The 17,798-nt window shown below is 69.1% G+C and carries 18 protein-coding genes; 3 read left to right on the forward strand and 15 right to left on the reverse strand.

Annotation, left to right across the window (positions count from 1 at the left end; all coding sequences use genetic code 11):
* Nucleotides 1-36 precede the first annotated feature (36 nt).
* From VHD82_RS03225 to VHD82_RS03285, 13 genes are all read right to left on the reverse strand, one after another.
* Complete coding sequence (locus VHD82_RS03225; RefSeq protein WP_325696778.1) at nt 37-1,212, reverse strand: LLM class flavin-dependent oxidoreductase; 1,176 nt, start codon at nt 1,210-1,212, stop codon at nt 37-39.
* Entirely contained in the window at nt 1,209-2,030 is an 822-nt protein-coding gene (locus tag VHD82_RS03230) for an enoyl-CoA hydratase/isomerase family protein (protein WP_325696780.1), read from the reverse strand. The genes VHD82_RS03225 and VHD82_RS03230 overlap by 4 nt, the downstream gene beginning before the upstream one ends.
* Nucleotides 2,027-3,199: a thiolase family protein gene (locus VHD82_RS03235; protein ID WP_325696782.1), complete on the reverse strand. Its 1,173-nt coding sequence runs from the start codon at nt 3,197-3,199 to the stop codon at nt 2,027-2,029. Before VHD82_RS03235 ends, VHD82_RS03230 begins: the two co-directional genes overlap by 4 nt.
* 37 nt (nt 3,200-3,236) lie before the next feature.
* Complete coding sequence (locus tag VHD82_RS03240; protein ID WP_325696784.1) at nt 3,237-4,454, reverse strand: acyl-CoA dehydrogenase family protein; 1,218 nt, start codon at nt 4,452-4,454, stop codon at nt 3,237-3,239.
* 10 nt (nt 4,455-4,464) lie between these two features.
* Entirely contained in the window at nt 4,465-5,640 is a 1,176-nt protein-coding gene (locus VHD82_RS03245) for an epoxide hydrolase (protein WP_325696786.1), read from the reverse strand.
* Nucleotides 5,641-5,660: 20 nt separating this feature from the next.
* Complete coding sequence (locus VHD82_RS03250) at nt 5,661-6,473, reverse strand: SDR family NAD(P)-dependent oxidoreductase (RefSeq protein WP_325696788.1); 813 nt, start codon at nt 6,471-6,473, stop codon at nt 5,661-5,663.
* A 93-nt stretch (nt 6,474-6,566) separates the two neighbouring features.
* Entirely contained in the window at nt 6,567-7,703 is a 1,137-nt protein-coding gene (locus VHD82_RS03255) for an acyl-CoA dehydrogenase family protein (RefSeq protein ID WP_325696790.1), read from the reverse strand.
* 84 nt (nt 7,704-7,787) lie between these two features.
* Nucleotides 7,788-8,099: a hypothetical protein gene (locus tag VHD82_RS03260; RefSeq protein WP_325696792.1), complete on the reverse strand. Its 312-nt coding sequence runs from the start codon at nt 8,097-8,099 to the stop codon at nt 7,788-7,790.
* Between the two features lie 24 nt (nt 8,100-8,123).
* Entirely contained in the window at nt 8,124-9,458 is a 1,335-nt protein-coding gene (locus VHD82_RS03265) for an LLM class flavin-dependent oxidoreductase (RefSeq protein WP_325696794.1), read from the reverse strand.
* Between the two features lie 26 nt (nt 9,459-9,484).
* Nucleotides 9,485-10,072: a nuclear transport factor 2 family protein gene (locus VHD82_RS03270; RefSeq protein ID WP_325696796.1), complete on the reverse strand. Its 588-nt coding sequence runs from the start codon at nt 10,070-10,072 to the stop codon at nt 9,485-9,487.
* 7 nt (nt 10,073-10,079) lie between these two features.
* Nucleotides 10,080-10,481 carry a Zn-ribbon domain-containing OB-fold protein gene (locus VHD82_RS03275; protein WP_325696798.1) on the reverse strand — a complete coding sequence of 134 codons (402 nt, stop codon included), beginning with the start codon at nt 10,479-10,481 and terminating at the stop codon, nt 10,080-10,082.
* Entirely contained in the window at nt 10,481-11,701 is a 1,221-nt protein-coding gene (locus tag VHD82_RS03280) for a thiolase family protein (protein ID WP_325696800.1), read from the reverse strand. The genes VHD82_RS03275 and VHD82_RS03280 overlap by 1 nt, the downstream gene beginning before the upstream one ends.
* The gene (locus VHD82_RS03285; RefSeq protein WP_325696802.1) at nt 11,698-12,183 is read right to left on the reverse strand and encodes a MaoC/PaaZ C-terminal domain-containing protein; all 486 of its coding nucleotides are present in this window, start codon (nt 12,181-12,183) and stop codon (nt 11,698-11,700) included. Before VHD82_RS03285 ends, VHD82_RS03280 begins: the two co-directional genes overlap by 4 nt.
* Before the next feature lie 183 nt (nt 12,184-12,366).
* Here VHD82_RS03285 and VHD82_RS03290 point away from each other — a divergent pair, with 183 nt between their 5' ends.
* Genes VHD82_RS03290 through VHD82_RS03300 form a run of 3 tightly spaced genes read left to right on the forward strand, consistent with a single transcriptional unit; the run spans nt 12,367 to nt 16,291 of the window.
* The gene (locus tag VHD82_RS03290; RefSeq protein WP_325696804.1) at nt 12,367-13,407 is read left to right on the forward strand and encodes an ABC transporter substrate-binding protein; all 1,041 of its coding nucleotides are present in this window, start codon (nt 12,367-12,369) and stop codon (nt 13,405-13,407) included.
* Nucleotides 13,404-14,549: an ABC transporter ATP-binding protein gene (locus VHD82_RS03295; protein ID WP_325696806.1), complete on the forward strand. Its 1,146-nt coding sequence runs from the start codon at nt 13,404-13,406 to the stop codon at nt 14,547-14,549. The genes VHD82_RS03290 and VHD82_RS03295 overlap by 4 nt, the downstream gene beginning before the upstream one ends.
* Nucleotides 14,546-16,291 carry an iron ABC transporter permease gene (locus VHD82_RS03300; protein ID WP_325696808.1) on the forward strand — a complete coding sequence of 582 codons (1,746 nt, stop codon included), beginning with the start codon at nt 14,546-14,548 and terminating at the stop codon, nt 16,289-16,291. The genes VHD82_RS03295 and VHD82_RS03300 overlap by 4 nt, the downstream gene beginning before the upstream one ends.
* Here the strand turns inward: VHD82_RS03300 and VHD82_RS03305 are convergent.
* Entirely contained in the window at nt 16,179-17,081 is a 903-nt protein-coding gene (locus tag VHD82_RS03305) for a carotenoid biosynthesis protein (protein ID WP_325696810.1), read from the reverse strand. The two genes, VHD82_RS03300 and VHD82_RS03305, sit on opposite strands and share 113 nt — an antisense overlap.
* Nucleotides 17,082-17,094: 13 nt before the next feature.
* Nucleotides 17,095-17,727 (reverse strand): TetR/AcrR family transcriptional regulator, encoded by a 633-nt coding sequence (locus tag VHD82_RS03310; protein WP_325696812.1) that lies wholly within the window; start codon nt 17,725-17,727, stop codon nt 17,095-17,097.
* Between the last annotated feature and the right edge of the window lie 71 nt (nt 17,728-17,798).

Below are 17,798 nucleotides of genomic sequence, written 5' to 3' on the forward strand. Positions count from 1 at the left end.
TTCTCCCCTCGGTCACCTTCGGACGGTCCACTGTGGTCAGTCCGTTGTGGCGGCTTCGCGTTCGCGCTTCCACTGCTCCTGCGCCGCTACCCGCGCCGCCGCCGTCGAGGACCGGTTGGACTCCGTCTCGTCGAGCACGTGGTTGTAGGAACCGAGCACCGGGCCCAGGTGGCCGTTGAACCGCGGGATGACCTCCTCGGCGAACAGCTCGTAGCTGCGCAGGGTGTCGGACCAGTTGGCGAAGTCGGCGCCCTGGAACAGGTACGTGCCGAACCCGCCGGACCGGTCGAGCAGCCGCTGGATCTGGGCGGCCGCCATGTCCGGCGTGCCGATCACGCCGCGGCCGGTTTCGTTGAGCAGGTCCGCGAGCGCACCGGTGCTCTCCGGTACGTCGATCGCCGACGGGGTGATGTGCGACAGGTAGTCGTACTGCCAGCGCAGGCCGTATTCGCAGTTGCGCTTGGCCTGATCGACGGTCTCGGCGACGTGCATCGGGCCCATCAGCCGCCAGTCGCCGCGCTCGACCGTGTGGCCGTTGCGCGCGGCCTCTTCCTGCACGATGTCCCAGTGCACGGGCAACTGGTCGTTGCCGGTGGGGTCGGTCGCGGCCAGGGACAGCAGGCCCAGCCCGTGCCGCCCGGCGAGCTTGGGGCCGGACGGGGATACCGTGCCGACCACCGAAACCGGCAGCTCCCCATACGGCGCCAGCTGCAAGACGGCTTCCTGCAAGGTGAACCAGTCGGACTTGGCGGTCACGGTCTCCCCGGCCAGCAGGCGGAGGATGACGTCCAGCGACTCCTCCATCCGCGGCCGGAGCTGGGTGGCCTCCATGCCGAGCATCTTGGCGTCGGTCGGCAGCTGGCCGGGTCCGGCGCCGAGCATGACCCGGCCCTTGGTCTGGTGGCTCAGCTGCACCATGCGCTCCGCCACCTGGAACGGGTGGTGGTAGGGCAGCGAAATCACGCCGGTGCCGAGCTTGATGTGCGTGGTCCGTTCCGCGGCCGCCGCGATCAGCAGCTCCGGCGAGGCGACGATCTCGGCGCCACCGGAGTGGTGCTCGCCGAACCACACCTCGTCGAAACCGAGCTGGTCCAGGTGCTCGGCCAGTGCGACGGCACGGCGGATCGCCAGTGTCGGGTTGAGCCCGATCACGTTCTGCGGCGGCACGAAGACGCCGAACTTCAGTGGTCCCGCCTGGTTGGTGGCCATCATTTCCCTCCCGGGGTCCGGTTGTACTGCGGCTCGCGCTTCTCCAGCGCCGCGGCGACCCCTTCGCGCAGGTCGTCGGTGTGGTACAGCGCGGAGACCGCCCAGAAGCTCGCGGACATCGCGGTGGACAGGTCGTGCGACCAGCTCGCCCGCAGCGCCTGCTTGGTCGCCTCGATCGCCAGGCGCGGACGGCCCGCCAGTTTCGCGGCGAGCGCGACGGCGGCGTCCCGCAGTTCGTCCGGCTCGACCACATGGGTGACCAGGCCGATCTCCAGCGCCCGCGCGGCATCCACGATGTCGCCGGTCAGTGCCAGCTCCGCGGCCATGCCCGAGCCGAGGAGCCGGGGCAGGAAGTAGGTCCCGCCGTTGCCCGGCACCAGGCCGAGCCTGATGTAGGTCTCGCCCAGCTTCGCGCGCGACGACGCGATCCGGATGTCGCAGGCCAGCGCGAGGTCCAGGCCACCGGCCGTGGCGCCACCGTTGATCGCGGCGACGATCGGCAGCCTGCTGGTGGTGAGTCGTTGGGTGAGCGGGAAAAGCACTCGCGCGTTGTAGGGCTCCTGTGCGATGTGCAGTTCCTCGTCGAGATACCGTCGCATCGCCTTGAGGTCGCCCCCGGCGCAGAACTGGCGGCCGGCGCCGGTCAGCACCAGCGCGCGGATCCCGGTGTCGGCTTCGAGATCGTCGAGGGCGCCGCACAGATCGCGGACCAGTTCCGGCACCACGCCGTTGGCGGACTCGGGCCGGTTCAGGGTCAGCACCGCGACCCCGTCCGCGGGAAACTCGTAGAACAGCGTCTCCAGCCGCACCGTGTCCCTCACCGGAGCGCCTCCAGGATCGTCGCGACGGCGACGGCGTAACCGCCGCCCATCCAGCCGCCGGTGTTCACGGCCAGTCCGAGGCCCGCGCCCTCGACCTGACGGTCCCCGGCGCGGCCACGCAGCTGGGTGGCGACCTCCACGATCTGCGCGATCCCGGTCGCGCCGAGCGCGTGCCCCCGGCTCATCAGGCCACCGCTGGTGTTCACCGGGATGCGGCCACCGAGTCCGGTGTCGCCGCCGCGGATCAGCCGGGTCTCCTCACCGGCCGGGCAGAGGCCGATTTCGCCGTACTGCAACAGTTCCGCGGGTGCCGCCGCGTCGTGCAGCTCGATCAGGTGCGCCTCGGGCACGCCCACCCCGGCCGCTTCGGTCACGGCCGCGGTCACCTCGGTGACGGGCAGGACGTCGCGCCCGCCCTTGAGCTCACAGCCCAGCACGCGCAGGAGCGCCCCGATTCCGTTGGCGCGGGCGTATTCCTCGGTGCACAGCACGACCGCGGCCGCGCCGTCGGTCATCGGCGAGCACATCGACAGCGTGAGCGGCGGCGCGATCATCCGGCTCGCCAGTACCTGCTCCACGGTCTGCGGGGCGCGGAACTGGGCCAGCGGGTTCAGCGACGCGTGCCGCCGGTTCTTCACCGCCACGCGCGCCAGGTCTTCGGTGGTCGCGTCGGTGCGGTCGAGGAAGCTCGCCGCTTCGGCGGCATAGAAGTCCATGAGGATGGACTTGGTCCAGTCCTGGTCCTGCGGCGCCTCGCCGATCTCGTAGATGTCGGTCGAGCCGCGCAGCGCCTTGAACGACCGGACCTTGTCCTCGTGTGTCAGCTGCTCGGCGCCGACCGCCAGTACGATCTCCTCGTGCCCGCCCGCGATCGCCTGCACGCCAAGGTGCACGGCCGAGCTGCCGGAGGCGCAGGCGTTCTCGATGTTGATCACCGGCAGGCCCGCCAGCTCACTGCCCCGGAACGCCACCTGGCCCTTGATCATGTCCTGCTGGGTCACGGTCGGGGCGACGGCGTTGCCGAAGAAGATCTTGCCGACCCGGTCGGCGGGCACGCCTGCGTCCTTCAGCGCCTCCGCCGACGCAGCCGTGGCCATCGCCCGGATGCCGACGCCCGGGCTGCGCCCGAACGGCGTCATCCCGACGCCGGCGATCACTACGTTTCGCATACGCACCTCATCTTCGAAGAAAACCTGGTCACGACGCTCAGCCGAGCAGCCCGAGCTCGTAGCGCCCGAAGGTGTCGTAGAGCTGGTTGGTGCTGAAGGAGTGCAGGATGCCGGCGCGCGCGTCGCGGAACAGGCGTTCGAGGATGTTCCCGCGCCGGAAGGAGGCACCGCCGACGAGGCGCAGGGCCTGGTCGGTCACGCTGATCGCGGCTTCGGTGGTGACGACCTTGGCCAGGTCCCACTGGGCCTTGCGCGCCGGGGCCGGCCCTTCGGGCCAGCGGCCCTCGATGGCCATCTGCCCGGTCGACTCCAGCACCCGCGCCGCGGTCTCGATCTCGGTGAACATCCGGCCGAGCCCGTACTGCACATAGCCGAGCTGCTTGATGTCGGTGTCCTGCGCGCCCGCGGTCGCACCGAGGTGCTTCTTCTTCAACGCTTCGCGAGCCTCGGCGAACGCCTTCTCGGCGAGGCCGAGATACACCCCGGCGAAGCCCATGGCCGCCCATTCGGCCTCACCGACCAGGCCTTCGCGGAAGTTGCCGCCGTAGGTCTCCGGTGCCGCGTAGACCTCGTCCATCACCAGGGTCTGGCTGCCGGTGGCGCGCATGCCGAGGGTGTCCCAGGTCCGCTCGATGGTCACGTTCGGCGAGCCGGTGGGGATGATGAAGGTCGATTCGCGGGCGCTGTGCTCGTGGAAGTCGGTGGGCAGCTTGCCGTCCTCGTCGGTGATCGTCGCGTTCAGCGCGATCACGTCGGAGCCTTCGATCAGGGTGGACCAGTTCTTCTTGCCGGTGATCTTCCAGCCGCCGCCGCGCTGCGGCACCGCGACGGTGTCCGCGAGCCCGGCGAGACCGGCGCGGGATTCGCTGAACGGACCGCAGATGATCGTGCCGTCCGACACGACGCTGGACAGGATCCTGGCGCGGGTCTGGTCGTTGAGCGCCGGGGTGTTGCGGAAGATGCCCACCATCGCCTGGTGCATGTTGAACGACAGCGCGATCCCGGGGTCGCCCTTGGCCAGCTCACGGCCGATCAGCGAGATGGTCAGGATGTCCGCGCCCAGCCCGCCGTACTTCTTCGGCACGGCCGCGCCCGCGATCCCGCTTTCGCGGTAGAGCGGCACCATCTCGGTCGGGAACCGGTTCGAGGCGTCGCATTCCTTGCCGATCGCGTCGAACTCCTTGGCCAGATCCCGTGCCTTGGCGAGAATGTTCGCCCGCTCCTCGGCGGTGATCTCCGGCGTGTGCTTGTGCATGGTCGTCCTCTCAGCTCAGTTCGCGGAAGAACTCGCGCAGTTCCCTGGTCACGAGTCCGGGTTGTTCGGCCGGGGGGAAGTGGCCGCCGCGAGGCTGGACCTCCCAGCGCCGGAGATTGGTGACCTTCGCCGCCAGTGCCCTGGGCAGCAGCAGAAGCTCCTTCGGGAACACGGCGAAGCCGGTGGGGACGTCGATCGCGCGCTCACGGTAGTGGCGCGGCTCCGGAGGCCGGCCGCCCCGGAAGTGCTCGTGGTAGATGCGCATCGAGGAGGCGATCGAGCCGTTGAACCAGTAGATCGACGCCGTCGTGCACAGGAAGTCCTTGTCGAACAAGGAGAACACGTCGCCACCATGGTCGCCCCAGTCCCGGCGGCGGCCCAGCACCCAGGCCGCGGTGCCCACCGGCGAGTCGGTCAGGCCGTAGGCGATGGTCTGCGGCTCGATCTGGTGCACCGTACGGTGGCTCTGGATCGTCGGCCCCGCCTCCTGCATCCGCGCCCACATCCACGCCTCGTCCGGCGCGAAGTCCTTTTCGGACAGTGTGCGGAGGTTGACGCCGGGCACGTAGGGCAGCGTGAGCCAGACCCCGTAGAGCGAGTCGGGGAAACCGTGCCCGATCTCGCCGGTGATGATCGAACCCCAGTCGCCGCCGCCGGCGCCGTAGCGTTCGTAACCGAGTACCTCGGTCATGAGTTTCTGCCACAGTTCCGCGACCCGGCGGGCGCCGTACCCGGTGGTGGTGAGCGGCACCGAGAAACCGGCGCCGGGCAGCGAAGGCACCACGACGTCGAAGGCGTCGGCCGGGTCACCGCCGTGCGCGCCCGGGTCCGTCAGCGGGCCGATCACGTCCTTCCAGTCCCAGAACGTCCACGGCCAGCCGTGCGTGAGGATCAGCGGTTTCGGGTTCGGCCCCACGCCCTTGACGTGGATGTAGTGGATCGGCACCCCGTCGATCTCGACCCGGTACTGCGGGAAGGAGTTGATCAGGTCTTCCTGCGCGCGCCAGTCGTAGTCCTCGATCCAGTACCGGACGAGGTCCTGCAGCCAGCCCTTTTCCACGCCGTAGGTCCAGCCGGCATTACCGGCGTCGCCCGGCCAGCGGGTGTTGCGCAGGCGTGCGTACAGGTCGTCCAGGTCCTCCTGGGGAATGGCGACCTTGAACGGTACGGGTTCTCCTCGGCTCATGGTGGCTCTCCGTTCTCTGCTCAGGCTCGGGCGCGGATGCTCAGCCCGCCGTCGACGACGATCGTTTGCCCGGTCACGTAGGCGGCGGCCGCGGAACCGAGGAAGGCGATGACCGAGGCGACTTCCTCGGGCCGGCACAGGCGGCCGAGCGGCACGTCGCCGGACAGCTCCGCGGCCGCCTGGTCGCCCATCCGCCGGTCGAACCCGGCGGTCCGCACGTAGCCGGGGGCCACCGCGTTCACCCGGATGCCGTTGGCCGCCCATTCGACGGCGAGCGTCCGGGTCAGGCCGATGACGGCTGCCTTCGCGGCCCCGTACCCGGCCCGCCCGGGCATCCCGACGACACCCGCGACCGAGCTGACGTTCACGATCGCGGGCGCGGCCGACGACTTGAGCGCCGGATAGGCGGCGCGGCTGCATTTGAGGGCGCCGCTCAGGTTCACGTCGAGCATCGCCGACCACTCGTCGTCGGTGATCGACGCCGAGACGTGCGAGCCCGGCACGCCCGCGTTGTTCACCAGGACGTCGAGGGTGCCGAACCGGTCGAGGGCGCCGGCGATCATCCGCTCGATGGACTCGCTGTCGGTCACATCGGCCTGCAGCGCGTGGGCGCGGGCCGGGTCATGGCCCGCAACGGCAGCGGTGGCGGCGGCCCCGTCCAGGTCGGCGAAGACCACGCGGCAGCCCTGGCGGGCGAACTCGGCGGCCGTGGCGAGCCCGATCCCGTTGCCGGCTCCCGTCACCAGCACCACTGGGCCACCGCTCAGCTGCGCGTTCCCGGCGGGCGCACCGTCTACTTGCGACAGTCCCGCACCGGCTGCCCGCGTTCCCATCGATCCTCCGAAGCCTCGTTGCTAAACGAACAATTGTTTTTCTTTGCCGACACCTCGCCGTGGACGTCTCCGCGCCGCACGCCTAGCGAGGCATCAGAGGCCCATCTCCCTGGCGATGATGCTGCGCTGGATCTCGCTCGCGCCACCGCCGACCATGCCGTGCTTGGCCTCGCGGAAGTACCGCTCCATGTCGTACTCCGGAACCTGCGCGTAGCCGCCCAATGCCTGCATACCGTTGAACGCGACCTTGAACGCGACGTCGGCGGCGAAAACCTTCGCCATCGACACCTCCTTCACGGCGCGCTCGCCGCGGGCCATCTTGGTCGCGGCGCTGTAGGTCAGCAGGCGCGCCGCCTCGACCTCGCACTCGTTCTCCGCCATCCGGTGCTTCAGGACCTGGAACGAGGACAGCGCGCGCCCGAACTGAGTGCGCCCCCTGGTGTAGGAGATGGTGTCGTCCAGCGCCGTGCGCGCATTGCCCACATAGGACGCGGCGAGGCCCAGCCGCTCGTACTCCAGGTGTTCGTTCACGTACTGCCAGCCCGAGTTCACCTCGCCCAGGATGCTCTCCCTGGGCACGCGCACGTTGTCGAAGAACAACTCCGTGGTGCCGAGGCTGCGCCGGACGATCGTGTCGAGCTTGCGGATCGTCAGACCGGGCACGTCGTTGGGCACCAGGATCATGCTCAGGCCGCCGTGCCGGTCCTCGCCGGTGCGCGCCATCAGGGTGATCGCGGTGTTCGGGTGGTGCGCGCCCGAGCACCAGGTCTTGTTGCCGTTGATGACCCACTCGTCGCCGTCGAGCACCGCCCGGGTCTGGATACCCGCGGCGTCGGAACCCGCGTCGGGCTCGCTGATCGAGATCGCGAACTTCTGCTCGCCACGCAGGAAAGCGGGCAGGTACTCCTGCTTCTGCTCGGCCGTGCCGTGGCGCGAGATGTTGGTCGCGGTGAACATCGGCGTCATCACGCAAGCCGCCGTGTCCAGGCTGAACTTCGCCATGGCCTCGCAGAAGATCGCGTACATCACCGGATCGGCGTCGAGGCCACCCTGGTCCTCCGGCAGTAACATGCCGAGCCAGCCGTTGTCGGCGACCTTCTGGTAGAGCTCGCCCGGGAACTCGCGCGCCTCGTCGTGCTTTCGCGTGTATTCGCGGCCGACCTCGTTCTCCATGAAGGCGTGCAGCGTGTCATGCCACAGCTTCTGTTCTTCAGTGAACGAGAAATCCATCGCCTAGCTCTCCCACTCTCACGCCCGGCCCCGGCCGTCATGCGCATCGTAACAAACGAACAGTTGTTTTTCAATGAATCCGGATCAGGCCCGCTGTACATGCGCCCGGATCGTCCCGTCCGGGCGGCACCACCCTTTCCGCCGGGCGTAGCCGACCATGGCCTGGTAACCGTCCCGCCAGCCATCGCCCGCGCCCGCGGCGGCGGCCAGCGCTTCGAGCGCCGGACCGCGTACCCAGACGTACCCGTCTTCGACGCTTCCCACGCCCGTCTCGCGCAGCACCGTGTCCACAGTGGACATTTCCGCACCGGGCGGGATCTGGACATGGAACGCGGTGAAGTCGTCCACTTCGGTCAGTCCCACTGCCTTTTCGGCCGGCTCGACGGTGACGATCATCGGCACTTTCCCTTCTGCCCGGGATCAGGCGGCGTGCCGGTTGCGCGGGATCGCCAGGCCCAGGTTTTCGCGCAGGGTCCGGCCGGTGTAGTCCGCACGGATCAGGCCGCGTTCGCGCAGGATCGGCACCACCAGGTCCACGAAGTCGGTTACGCCCTCGGGCACGTGGGAGATCTGCAGGATGAAGCCGTCGCAGGCCTCCGTCTCATACCATTCCTGGAACTCGTCGGCGGCCGCCTCGGCGGATTTCGGGTAGATGTTGGTGCCGTTGAACCCGTAGACCAGCTCGCGCATGGTGAGCTTCCGGTCGCGCGCCCTGGTCAGCATGTACTCCTGGTGCGCCCGCGGCATCCCGTGGGCGGCGTCCGGCAGCTCGATCTCGGGCACCGGCTCGTCCATCGGGTACGCCGACAGATCGATGCCGAAGTAGACCTCGGCGAAGGTACGGGACACGTCGTCGTCGAGCAGCGACTGCATCTGCTCGTACTTCTCCTCGGCCTCCTCTTCGGTGCGGCCCACCACCGGATTGATCGAGGCCAGGACCTTGACCTCGTCCGGATGCCGCCCCGCGTCCGCGGCCGCCTTCTTGACGGCCTGGTAGTAGTCGCGGGCCCGGTCCAGGCTGCTGTTCACCGAGAACAGCAGTTCGCCGTTGCGGCCGGCGAAAGCGATGCCCTCCTTCGACGCGCCGGCCTGGCAGATCACCGGGTAGCCCTGCGGCGGGCGTTCCATGTTCAGCGGGCCCGCCACCTTGAAGTGCCTGCCCTGGTGATCCAGCGGATGGAACTTCTCCGCGTGGAAGAACTGCCCGCTGTCCTTGTCGCGGATGACGGCGTCGTCCTCGAAGGAGTCCCACAGCCCCTTGACCACGTCGAGGAACTCCTGCGCCCTGGCGTAGCGGTCCGGACGCGGCGGGATGTGGTCCAGGCCGTAGTTGTGCGCCTGGTCGTCGGTGTAGGAGGTGACGACGTTCCAGCCGATCCGCCCGCCCGAGATGTGGTCGAGGGAGCCGATCTGCCGGGCCAGGTTGAACGGCTCGCTGAACGTGGTCGACGCGGTCGCCACCAGGCCGATCCGCGAGGTCACCGCGGCCAGCGCGCCGGTCAGTGTCAGGGTCTCCAGCCGCGCCGCGCGGGCGGTGCGGGCCAGGTACTCGGTCGGCAACGGCCAGGCGTCCAGCCGGTCGCCGAGGAAGACCACGTCGAACTTGCCGCGCTCGCAGTCCAGCGCCATCTGCTTGTAGTTCTCGAAGCTCATCAGGTCGGCGCCGGTGCTGCCGGGTAGCCGCCACGCCCCGTGGTGGTGCCCGCCCGGCCACAGGAACGCCGCCCACACAGCGGGTCCTTCTCGACGTGTCATCGCTTTCTCTTTCCTTGAGACGAGGTTCAGCTCCGGAGCCGGCCCGGGTCGATCGTGAGCGGGCGCCGGTAGGAGACGTCCGTGCGGTCCCGGCGAGGCTGCGCGCCGGTGCGCAGCAGTTCCCGGGTCCGCTCGTCCAGGCCGGGCACCGCGGTCAGCGAGGCCTGGTCGAGGCTCTCCGGGACGGCGGGCAGCGGAGCCCAGTCGCGCAGGCAGACCCGGGCGGCGATCGCCCACCGCCCGGCCCGCTTCTCGAACCGGTCGAGGTAGCGGCCGCCGCTCAGGGTCAGCGCGCTCCCCCGCCGGTTCATCCCGGCGAACAGGTAGTACGTCTCGGTATGCGCCACCGCACCGGCCAGCTCGCACGTGTAGTTCAGGATGCAGTGCTGGTGCGAAAGGTGCGTCGAGGTGTGCATCGCGAGCGCCCAGTCGACGAACTCCTCCGGGGTACCCACGAACACGCCGTGATCGTCGATCGCGTCGTCGTGGTAGACCGACAGCAGCAGCTCGCGATCCAGCCGGTCGATGCCCCGGGAGTAGGTCATCAGGCAGTCGTGGATGGCCTGCCGGTCCTGCAGCTGGACGACGGCCCGTTCGAGCTCGTCCGGTGACACGTTTCCGTCACCGCCGCCGGAACCAGGCGATCGGGCGCGCGTTCTCGGCGGTGGCGCCCTCGGCGACGAACTCGACCTCGGTGTCGCACGAGTAGCCGAGCCAGTCGCCATCGGCGTCGGCCACCAGCCTGCCGAGCAGTTGCACGTCCTCTTCGAGCCGCACCACCGCCAGCGCGTAGGGCAGTTCCTCCTCGAACCCGGCCGGCGCACCGATCCGCGAAATCGTGAACGAGCGCACCACCCCGCGCCCGGCCGAACGCTGCCAGCCCAGGTCCTCGGACTGGCAGAACGGGCACACGAACTTCGGGTACATGTTCAGCCTGCCGCAGTCCTGGCATCGTTGCAGCAGCAGCTCACCGCGGCTGAGCCCGGCGCGGTATTCGTCGGTCAGCACGTCCACCATCGTCATCACCCAACCCGCTCGAGCAGGAGAACCTGCGAATCCATGTAACTGCCCCCGGTACCGCCGATGATGGCGCGCCGGTGCTTGTCCAACTGCCGTTCGGACCCGGCGCGCCCGAGCAGCTGGCGCACACCTTCGGCGAGCAGCGCCGTGCCGCCGCCGACTCCGGTGTGCCCGGCGGAAAGCAGGCCCCCGTTGGTGTTCAGCGGGAACTCACCGCCCGGCGACGTCGCGCCCGAGGCGATCCACCGCGCGCCTTCCGATGGCTTGCACAGGCCGAGGCCCTCCGCGGCGATCGTGGTCACGGCGGCGTAGGAGTCGTAGATCTCGGCGAAGTCGGCGTCGCCGGGTCCCCAGCCGGACTGGGCGTAGGCCCGGTCCGCCGCCGTTTTCCAGCCCAGCGCGGCCAGATCGGTTTCCTGACCGATGCTGTAGTGACTGACACAGCCACCGGAGCCCGCGACCCGCACACTGTCCTGTCCGCGCCGTGTCGCGTTTTCCTGTGTGGTCATCACGAAACCGACCCCGCCGTCGGCGAGCATCGGGCATTCCATGGCGTGCAACGGATCGGTGATCATCCGCGAGCCCAGCACCTGCTCGACCGTCAGCGGCTTGTCCCGGTACATGGCGTTCGGGTTGAGCTGCGCCCATTTGCGCAGCGACACGCAGACGGCCGCCATCTCCGCCGGCGTCGAGCCGGTCTCGGCCATGTACCGCTGCGTGATCAGCGCGCCGATCGCGTTGAAGTGCAACCCCGACGGGCGTTCCCACTGGGCCGGGATGCCGTTGTAGCTCAGCATCGTGACCATCTCGGTCAGATCCGCCGAACCCCAGCACTCCGCTTGCAGCACAAGCACGTTCCGCGCGTGCCCCGACGAGATGAGCCCGGACGCGACCCGGACGGCGTTGTCGCTTGTGGACCCACCGGAGTGGATCATGAAGCTCGCCTTGGCCTGTTTGTTGAGCCCGAGCTCCTCGACCATCCGCGAGAACACCAGATCCGCCTGCTGGTCGGCCGAATGCAGGTTCGGGATCAGCAGGATGGTGTCGATGTCCGCGGGCTTCATCGCCGCGTCCCGCAGCGCGCGCACCGCGACCTGGGTCAGCGCCTGGATGAACGGCCGGTCGGGATAGCGCCCCGACGGGATCTCCCCCACGCCCACGAATACCGGGTCGTTGGCCGCGCCCGGCTCGATGTTCAGGGGGTTGACCGTAGCTGTCGTCACGACTGGAACTCCTCCGTACGGCATTTCGCCAGCATCTTCTGCTCGAAGTACATGACCTCTTCCTCACGCTGATTGAGCACCGAGTACGCCACCGTGATGGCGCCGGTCCGCCCGCTGTTCCCCTTCTCGGCGGCGATGACCGTCCCGCGCACCCGGATGGTGTCCCCCGGCAGCACGGGTTTCCGCGCCCGGAGACCGTCCACACCGAGCAGGGCGACGATCGCGTCGCCGTAGAACCCGCTCATCCCGACCAGGCCGACGGCCAGCGCGAAGGTCAGCGGGCCGTGCGCGATTCGGCTCTTGAACTGCGTCTGCTCGGTGTACTGCTGGTCGGTGTGCAACGGATAGTGGTCACCGGTGAGGCCGGCGAAAACGGTCAGGTCGCCGACGTCGACCGTCCGTCCCCGGGTGAGCACCACGTCACCGGTCGTGAAATCTTCGAACCAGCGCCCGGCCGGATCCCGCCACTCCGCGTTCGTCATCGAACCTCCGAACAACCATTTGTTTTAGTCTCGCCGCAGGACGGATCGGTTGTCAAGCCGTGAGCCGGCCATCGAGGCCCGAAGTCTTGCCACGGCGGCAGTTCGGCCGCGCCGACCCGGCCTTGACCCCATCCGGCGACCATTGTAATACTTCCGCAAACGAACAGTTGTTTGGAGGCAACGATGCCCCTGACCAGACGCAGCCTGCTCTCCGGGTCCCTGGCCGCCCTGCTCACCATGACGCTCGCCGCGTGTGCCGATTCCGGGACGCCCGCGGCGCCGGCGGAACCCTTGACACAACAGCAAAACGACCTCTACGCGAAGGCGAAGAGCGAACCGTCCCTGACCTGGTACAGCTCCCAGGACCCGGCGCGCAACGATGCGGTGCTCAAAGCCTTCCAAGCCCGGTATCCCGGCCTGCACGCGACCTCGTTCCGGCTGGCCTCGGGCGAGCTCGCCAACCGGTACTCCCAGGAACACCAGTCCGGGGTGCACACCGCCGGGCTGGTGACGCTGTCCTCACCGGACTTCGTCCAGCAGGGCCGGCAAAAGGGCTGGTTCGATCAGCTCTCGGCCGACGCCTTCCCCGAGCTCAGGACCTACCCGGCGGACTTCTACGCCGACGGGGTCGCGACTACCGGGATCAGCGTGTTCGGTATCGGCTACAACACCACGCTGGTGCAGAATCCGCCGAAGAACTGGACGGATCTGCTCAGCCCCGACTACCGCGGCAAGATCATCCTCGGTGATCCGCGCAATACGCCCGCCTACATCGCGCTTGGCACCGTGTGGCTGGAGAAATACGGCGAGAACTTCCTGCGCGGCCTGGCGGGCCAGCAGCTCAAGCTGGTGGACAGCATGGTGCCGGGCACCCAGCAACTCGCCGCTGGTGAAGGCAGCATCGGGCTGCCCAGCGTGCTGACCGTGCTCAACCCGCTCAAGTCCGACGGCGCGCCGCTCGACCTCACGGTGCCCGACATCACCACCGGGGTGGAGTTCCAGACGATGCTCCCGGCGGGCGGCCCGAGTCCGGACACCGCGAAGCTGCTCTACCAGTTCCTGCTGACCCCGGCCGGACAACAGGCGTTCAACGGCACCACCAGCTCCTCTCCGGTGAACGCGCCCGGCACCGTGCCGCTGCCGGCGAACTACCAGAAGGTCACCCTTGCCGACGCGGCGAACAACCGTGACCGGGTGCTGAGCCTGCTCGGGGTGCGGCAGTGACCGCCGGTCTCGATCTGCCCGCCGAAACCGCCACCGCCGACCCGCCAAGCATCCGGATCTCCGCCGCACACAAGCACTTCCGGCGCGGAGACGGGAGCACCGTGCGCGCGGTGGACGGGGTCGGGCTCACCGTCGCCGCCGGGGAGTTCGTGGTGCTGCTGGGCCCGAGCGGGTGCGGGAAGACCACCCTGCTGCGCAGCATCGCGGGACTCGAAACCCTCGACGAGGGCACCGTGGAGGTCCACGGACGGACCCTGTTCGACCGGGCCCGGCGGATCAACCTGCCGCCGGAGCGCCGGCAGGTGGGCATGATGTTCCAGTCCTACGCGCTGTGGCCGCATCTGTCGGTGGCCCAGAACGTGGCCTATCCGTTGCGGGCACAGAAGGTGGCCAGGGCCGAGGCCACCCGCAGGGTCGCCGAGATCCTCGACGTCGTCGGCATCGGGGAACTGCGCGGACAGTATCCGGCGCAGATCTCCGGTGGACAGCAGCAGCGCGTCGCGCTCGCGCGGGCGCTGGCGTGCGCGCACGACGTCGTGCTGTTCGACGAGCCCTTGTCCAATGTGGACGCCCGGGTACGTGATCATCTGCGCACCGAGCTGGCCAGGCTGCATCGTGAACTGGGCTTCACGGCGGTCTACGTCACCCACGACCAGGACGAGGCGCTGTCACTGGCCACGAGGGTGACGGTGCTGCGGAACGGGAAGGTCGCCCAGTCGGCACCGCCGCGGGAGGTCTACGAGCGGCCGGCGAACCCCTATGTGGCGCGGTTCATGGGCACCGCGAACGAGATCCCCGGCCGGGTCCTGGAGTCCTTTTCGGACGGACGAGTGGTGGTGCGGGCCGGGTTCGGCCCGGTCACCGGCGTCGGTGCGAGTCCGCTCGCCGTCGGCGAGCCGGTGATCGCCTTCTCCCGCCCGGAGATGTGGCGGTTCAGCGAACACGAGCCCGCCACCGCGAACCGGTGGCGGGCCCGCCGTGAGGACGGGCATTTCCACGGTTTCTACACCGATCACCTGTTCCGCCTGGGCACCGCGCCGATCCGGGTGCGGTCGCTTTCGGCGGCGCAGCCGCCGACTGCCGAAGGGTGGCTGGCGATCGACCCCGGCGAGGTGCGCGTGCTGCCGGAGGTGGAGCCGTGACCCGGCGCCCGCCGCGCCCTGGGGCCGGCCTGTTCGACCGCACGGCCGCCACCCTGTCCTGGGTCGCCGTGCTGCTGATCCTCGTCCCGCTCGCCGTGGTGTTCGTCCGGTTGTTCGGCGACGAGTCCTACCGTGGGTCGCTCGGCCGCGTGCTCGCGCTGCCCGGTCTTGGCCGCACCCTGCTGAACACGGTCGCCGTGATCGGCGCGAGCACGGTGCTCGCGGTCGTGGTCGCCTGCCTGCTCGCCTGGCTCAACGAGCGGACGAACGCGCGACTGGGGTTCCTCACGGATGTGCTGCCGGTGATGCCGATGCTGGTGCCCTCCATCGCGGGCGCGATCGGATGGGTGCTGCTGGCCGCGCCGACGGCCGGGTTCGTCAACGTCGTCCTGCGCGGCGCACACCTGCCCGTGCTGAACATCTTTTCCTGGCCGGGGCTCATTTTCGTGTACACCATCTACCTGGTGCCGCAGGTGTACCTGACGGTCGCGGCGGCGCTGCGCACCCTCGACCCCGGGCTGGAAGAAGCCGCCCGCATCAGTGGCGCGGGTCCATTCAGGACGCTGCGCACGGTGACGCTGCCGGCGGTCAAACCGGCCGTGCTCTCCGGTGCGCTGCTCGCGCTCGTCTACGGGATCGCGCTGTTCTCGGTGCCGTTGATCATCGGCACCCAGGCGCGGATCGACATCCTGACGGTGCAGGTGGTCCGGATGCTCGCGTTCACCTTCCCGCCGAGGACCGGCGAGGCCCTGATCCTGTCGCTGCTGGTGGCCGTGGTGCTGGCGCTGCTGTGGTGGATCAACGCCCGGATCGTGCGGCGCGGCCATTTCGCCACCATCGGCGGCCGGCACGCCGCGCGGCCCACCATCGTGCTGCGGCCGGTGTCGTTGGTGATCGCCAGGATCGCACTGCTCGGTTTCGTGCTCCTGGCGGCCGTATTGCCGCTGCTGGCGCTGATTCTGGTGTCGTTCCAGGGTTTCTGGTCCGGCAGGTTCGTCACCGTGTTCACCGTGCGCAACTACCGGACCATGTTCGGCGCCGGCAGCCAGACCCTGAACGGGTTGCTCAACAGCCTCGTGCTCGGGCTGGCCGCGGCGACCGTCACGATCCTGCTGGCGGTGCTGATCTGGTACCGGGTCACCGGGCCGGGCGCGCGCCGTGGGGGCCGGTTCATCGACGGTGTCACCAAACTGCCCGGCGCGCTCTCGCACATGGTGATCTGTGTGGCGCTGCTGGCCGTGCTGGGCGGGCCGCCGGTCGGCCTCAGCGGAACGCTCACCCTGCTCGTCATCGCCTACGTCGTGCTGTATCTGCCGCAAGCTTCGGTGAGCGCCCAGTCCGCGAACCAGATGGTGGGCGGCGAGCTGTCCGAGGCGTCCTGGATATCCGGCCGCGGCCGGGGCGCGACGGTGCGCAAGATCGTCGTGCCGTTGGCGCGGCCCGGGCTGGTCTCGGGCTGGACGTTCGTGTTCGTGCTCGTCGCCGGCGACATCACGGCCTCCTCATTGCTGGCCAGCCCGAGCAACCCGGTGGTCGGGTTCGTGATCACCACGCTGTTCCAGAACGGCACCTATCCCTTGCTGGCGGCGCTGGGCGCGGTGATCAGCGTCGTGTCGTCGGTCGTGGTGCTCACGGCGTTGTCCCTGGCGAACCGCAGGCGGCGCTACGAGCGCGCTGATCAGCCGGCCTCGTCGTCAGCCGCGGTCGGTGGGCGATCCGCAGCAGGGCGAGAAGCGTCATGAACAGCATTCCGTAAATGGTGAGCAGAACCGAGGTCTCGTAGATGTCGGCGGTGCGCCAGGTCGCGCCGGTGGCGTCGGTGACCGTGGTGTGCGCGGCGGTGAAGAACGTGACGAAGTAGGAGACAGTCGTTGCCGCGTAAAGCAATACTGCCTGCAGGTCGCCCGCCGTGATGCGTCCGGGCCAGGTGGCCGGGCCGCGGTGGCGCAGGTAGAGGGCGAACACCTGGAGGAACAGGTAAACGGTGAGCGTCCAGCCGAGGAAGTTGACCAGCGGCACGCCGAAGAAGCCGCCACCGTGCTCCCAGATCCAGGCCCGGTCGACGGTCGACGTGGTGGGGTCGAAGGCGAGGTCCCAGGCCGTCATGGTGAACGCGCCGACGACGGGTGTGCCGATCGTGGTCAGCCAGGGCGAGCCGCGGCGCACGTCACCGAGCAGCACGGTGGCCACGATCCAGGCCAGGTAGCCGGTGGCGAGATAGGCCGGCCCGATGAACCACGGCACCGCGAAGATCTTGCCGCCGCCGGTGTAGTGGTAATGGCCGAACGGGAAACCCGTCCGGATACTGAGGTTTTCCAGGATATTGCTGATGATCAGGCCTGCCCCGGCGAAAACCCCGATGGCGCGCCGGCCGTAGCGGTGCGCACCGTGCAGGAGCACGAAACCGACTTGCACCACGATCACCGGTAGCCGTGCGCCCGCGCCGGGGGCGAAGGCCGCGACGAGCAGGCCCGCCGCGATGACGGCGGTGAGGATCCACAGTGCCCTGGACGGGCTTCGGACAGCGGACATACGGTGACTCCAGCTATTCGGCGGGTCGCGCGAGCAGTCCATTGAGGACCAGGGTGCTGAGCAGTTCGTGGTCGCCGGCGTCGTCGGGACGGCCGAACAGCCGGGCCAGCGGTGTCTGGCTGTACATGGCCAGCGGCTTGGTGACGGCGAAATGGAACAGGTAGAAGGGGACGTCGCGCAGCACGCCCTGCCGGACGAGCCGGTCGAAAGCCGGACGCGCCGCGTTGTTGAGCGGGCTCATCAACGTGTGGAGGTAGGCAAGGCGCGGTGAGTCGCGGCCGGCTTCGTAGTCGACGACCCGGCCGAGGTGCGGGCGGCGGGCGCTGGCCTGGTGGAAGGCCCGCACACCGGCGATCAGCCGGGCGAGGTCGTCGGTGGGCGGCTCGTTGCCGAGAGCCGCCATGACGTCCTCGTTCACCTGGGCGACAGCGGCTTCCATGACCGCGCGCCAGAACGCTTCCTTGCTCGCGTACCGGTCGTGGATGAAGGTGTGCCCCATGCCGAGGCGCTCGTTGAGCTGCCGCACGGACACCGCCTCGTAGCCCAGTTCCGCGAAGGCCTCGAGACCGCGCTGCAGGATCTCGGCCAGATCGGGTAACGGTGCGTCGGCGGGCGGGCGGCCGGGCGCGCGCCGTGCTCTGCTCACAACACCTCCTGTGGTCGTCCGAACAGTGCTAACCTTAATCAGACAGCTGCCGGATTACAAGAAACCGGAGG

It is taken from the genome of Amycolatopsis sp., assembly GCF_035546795.1.
Taxonomy (GTDB): domain Bacteria; phylum Actinomycetota; class Actinomycetes; order Mycobacteriales; family Pseudonocardiaceae; genus Amycolatopsis_E.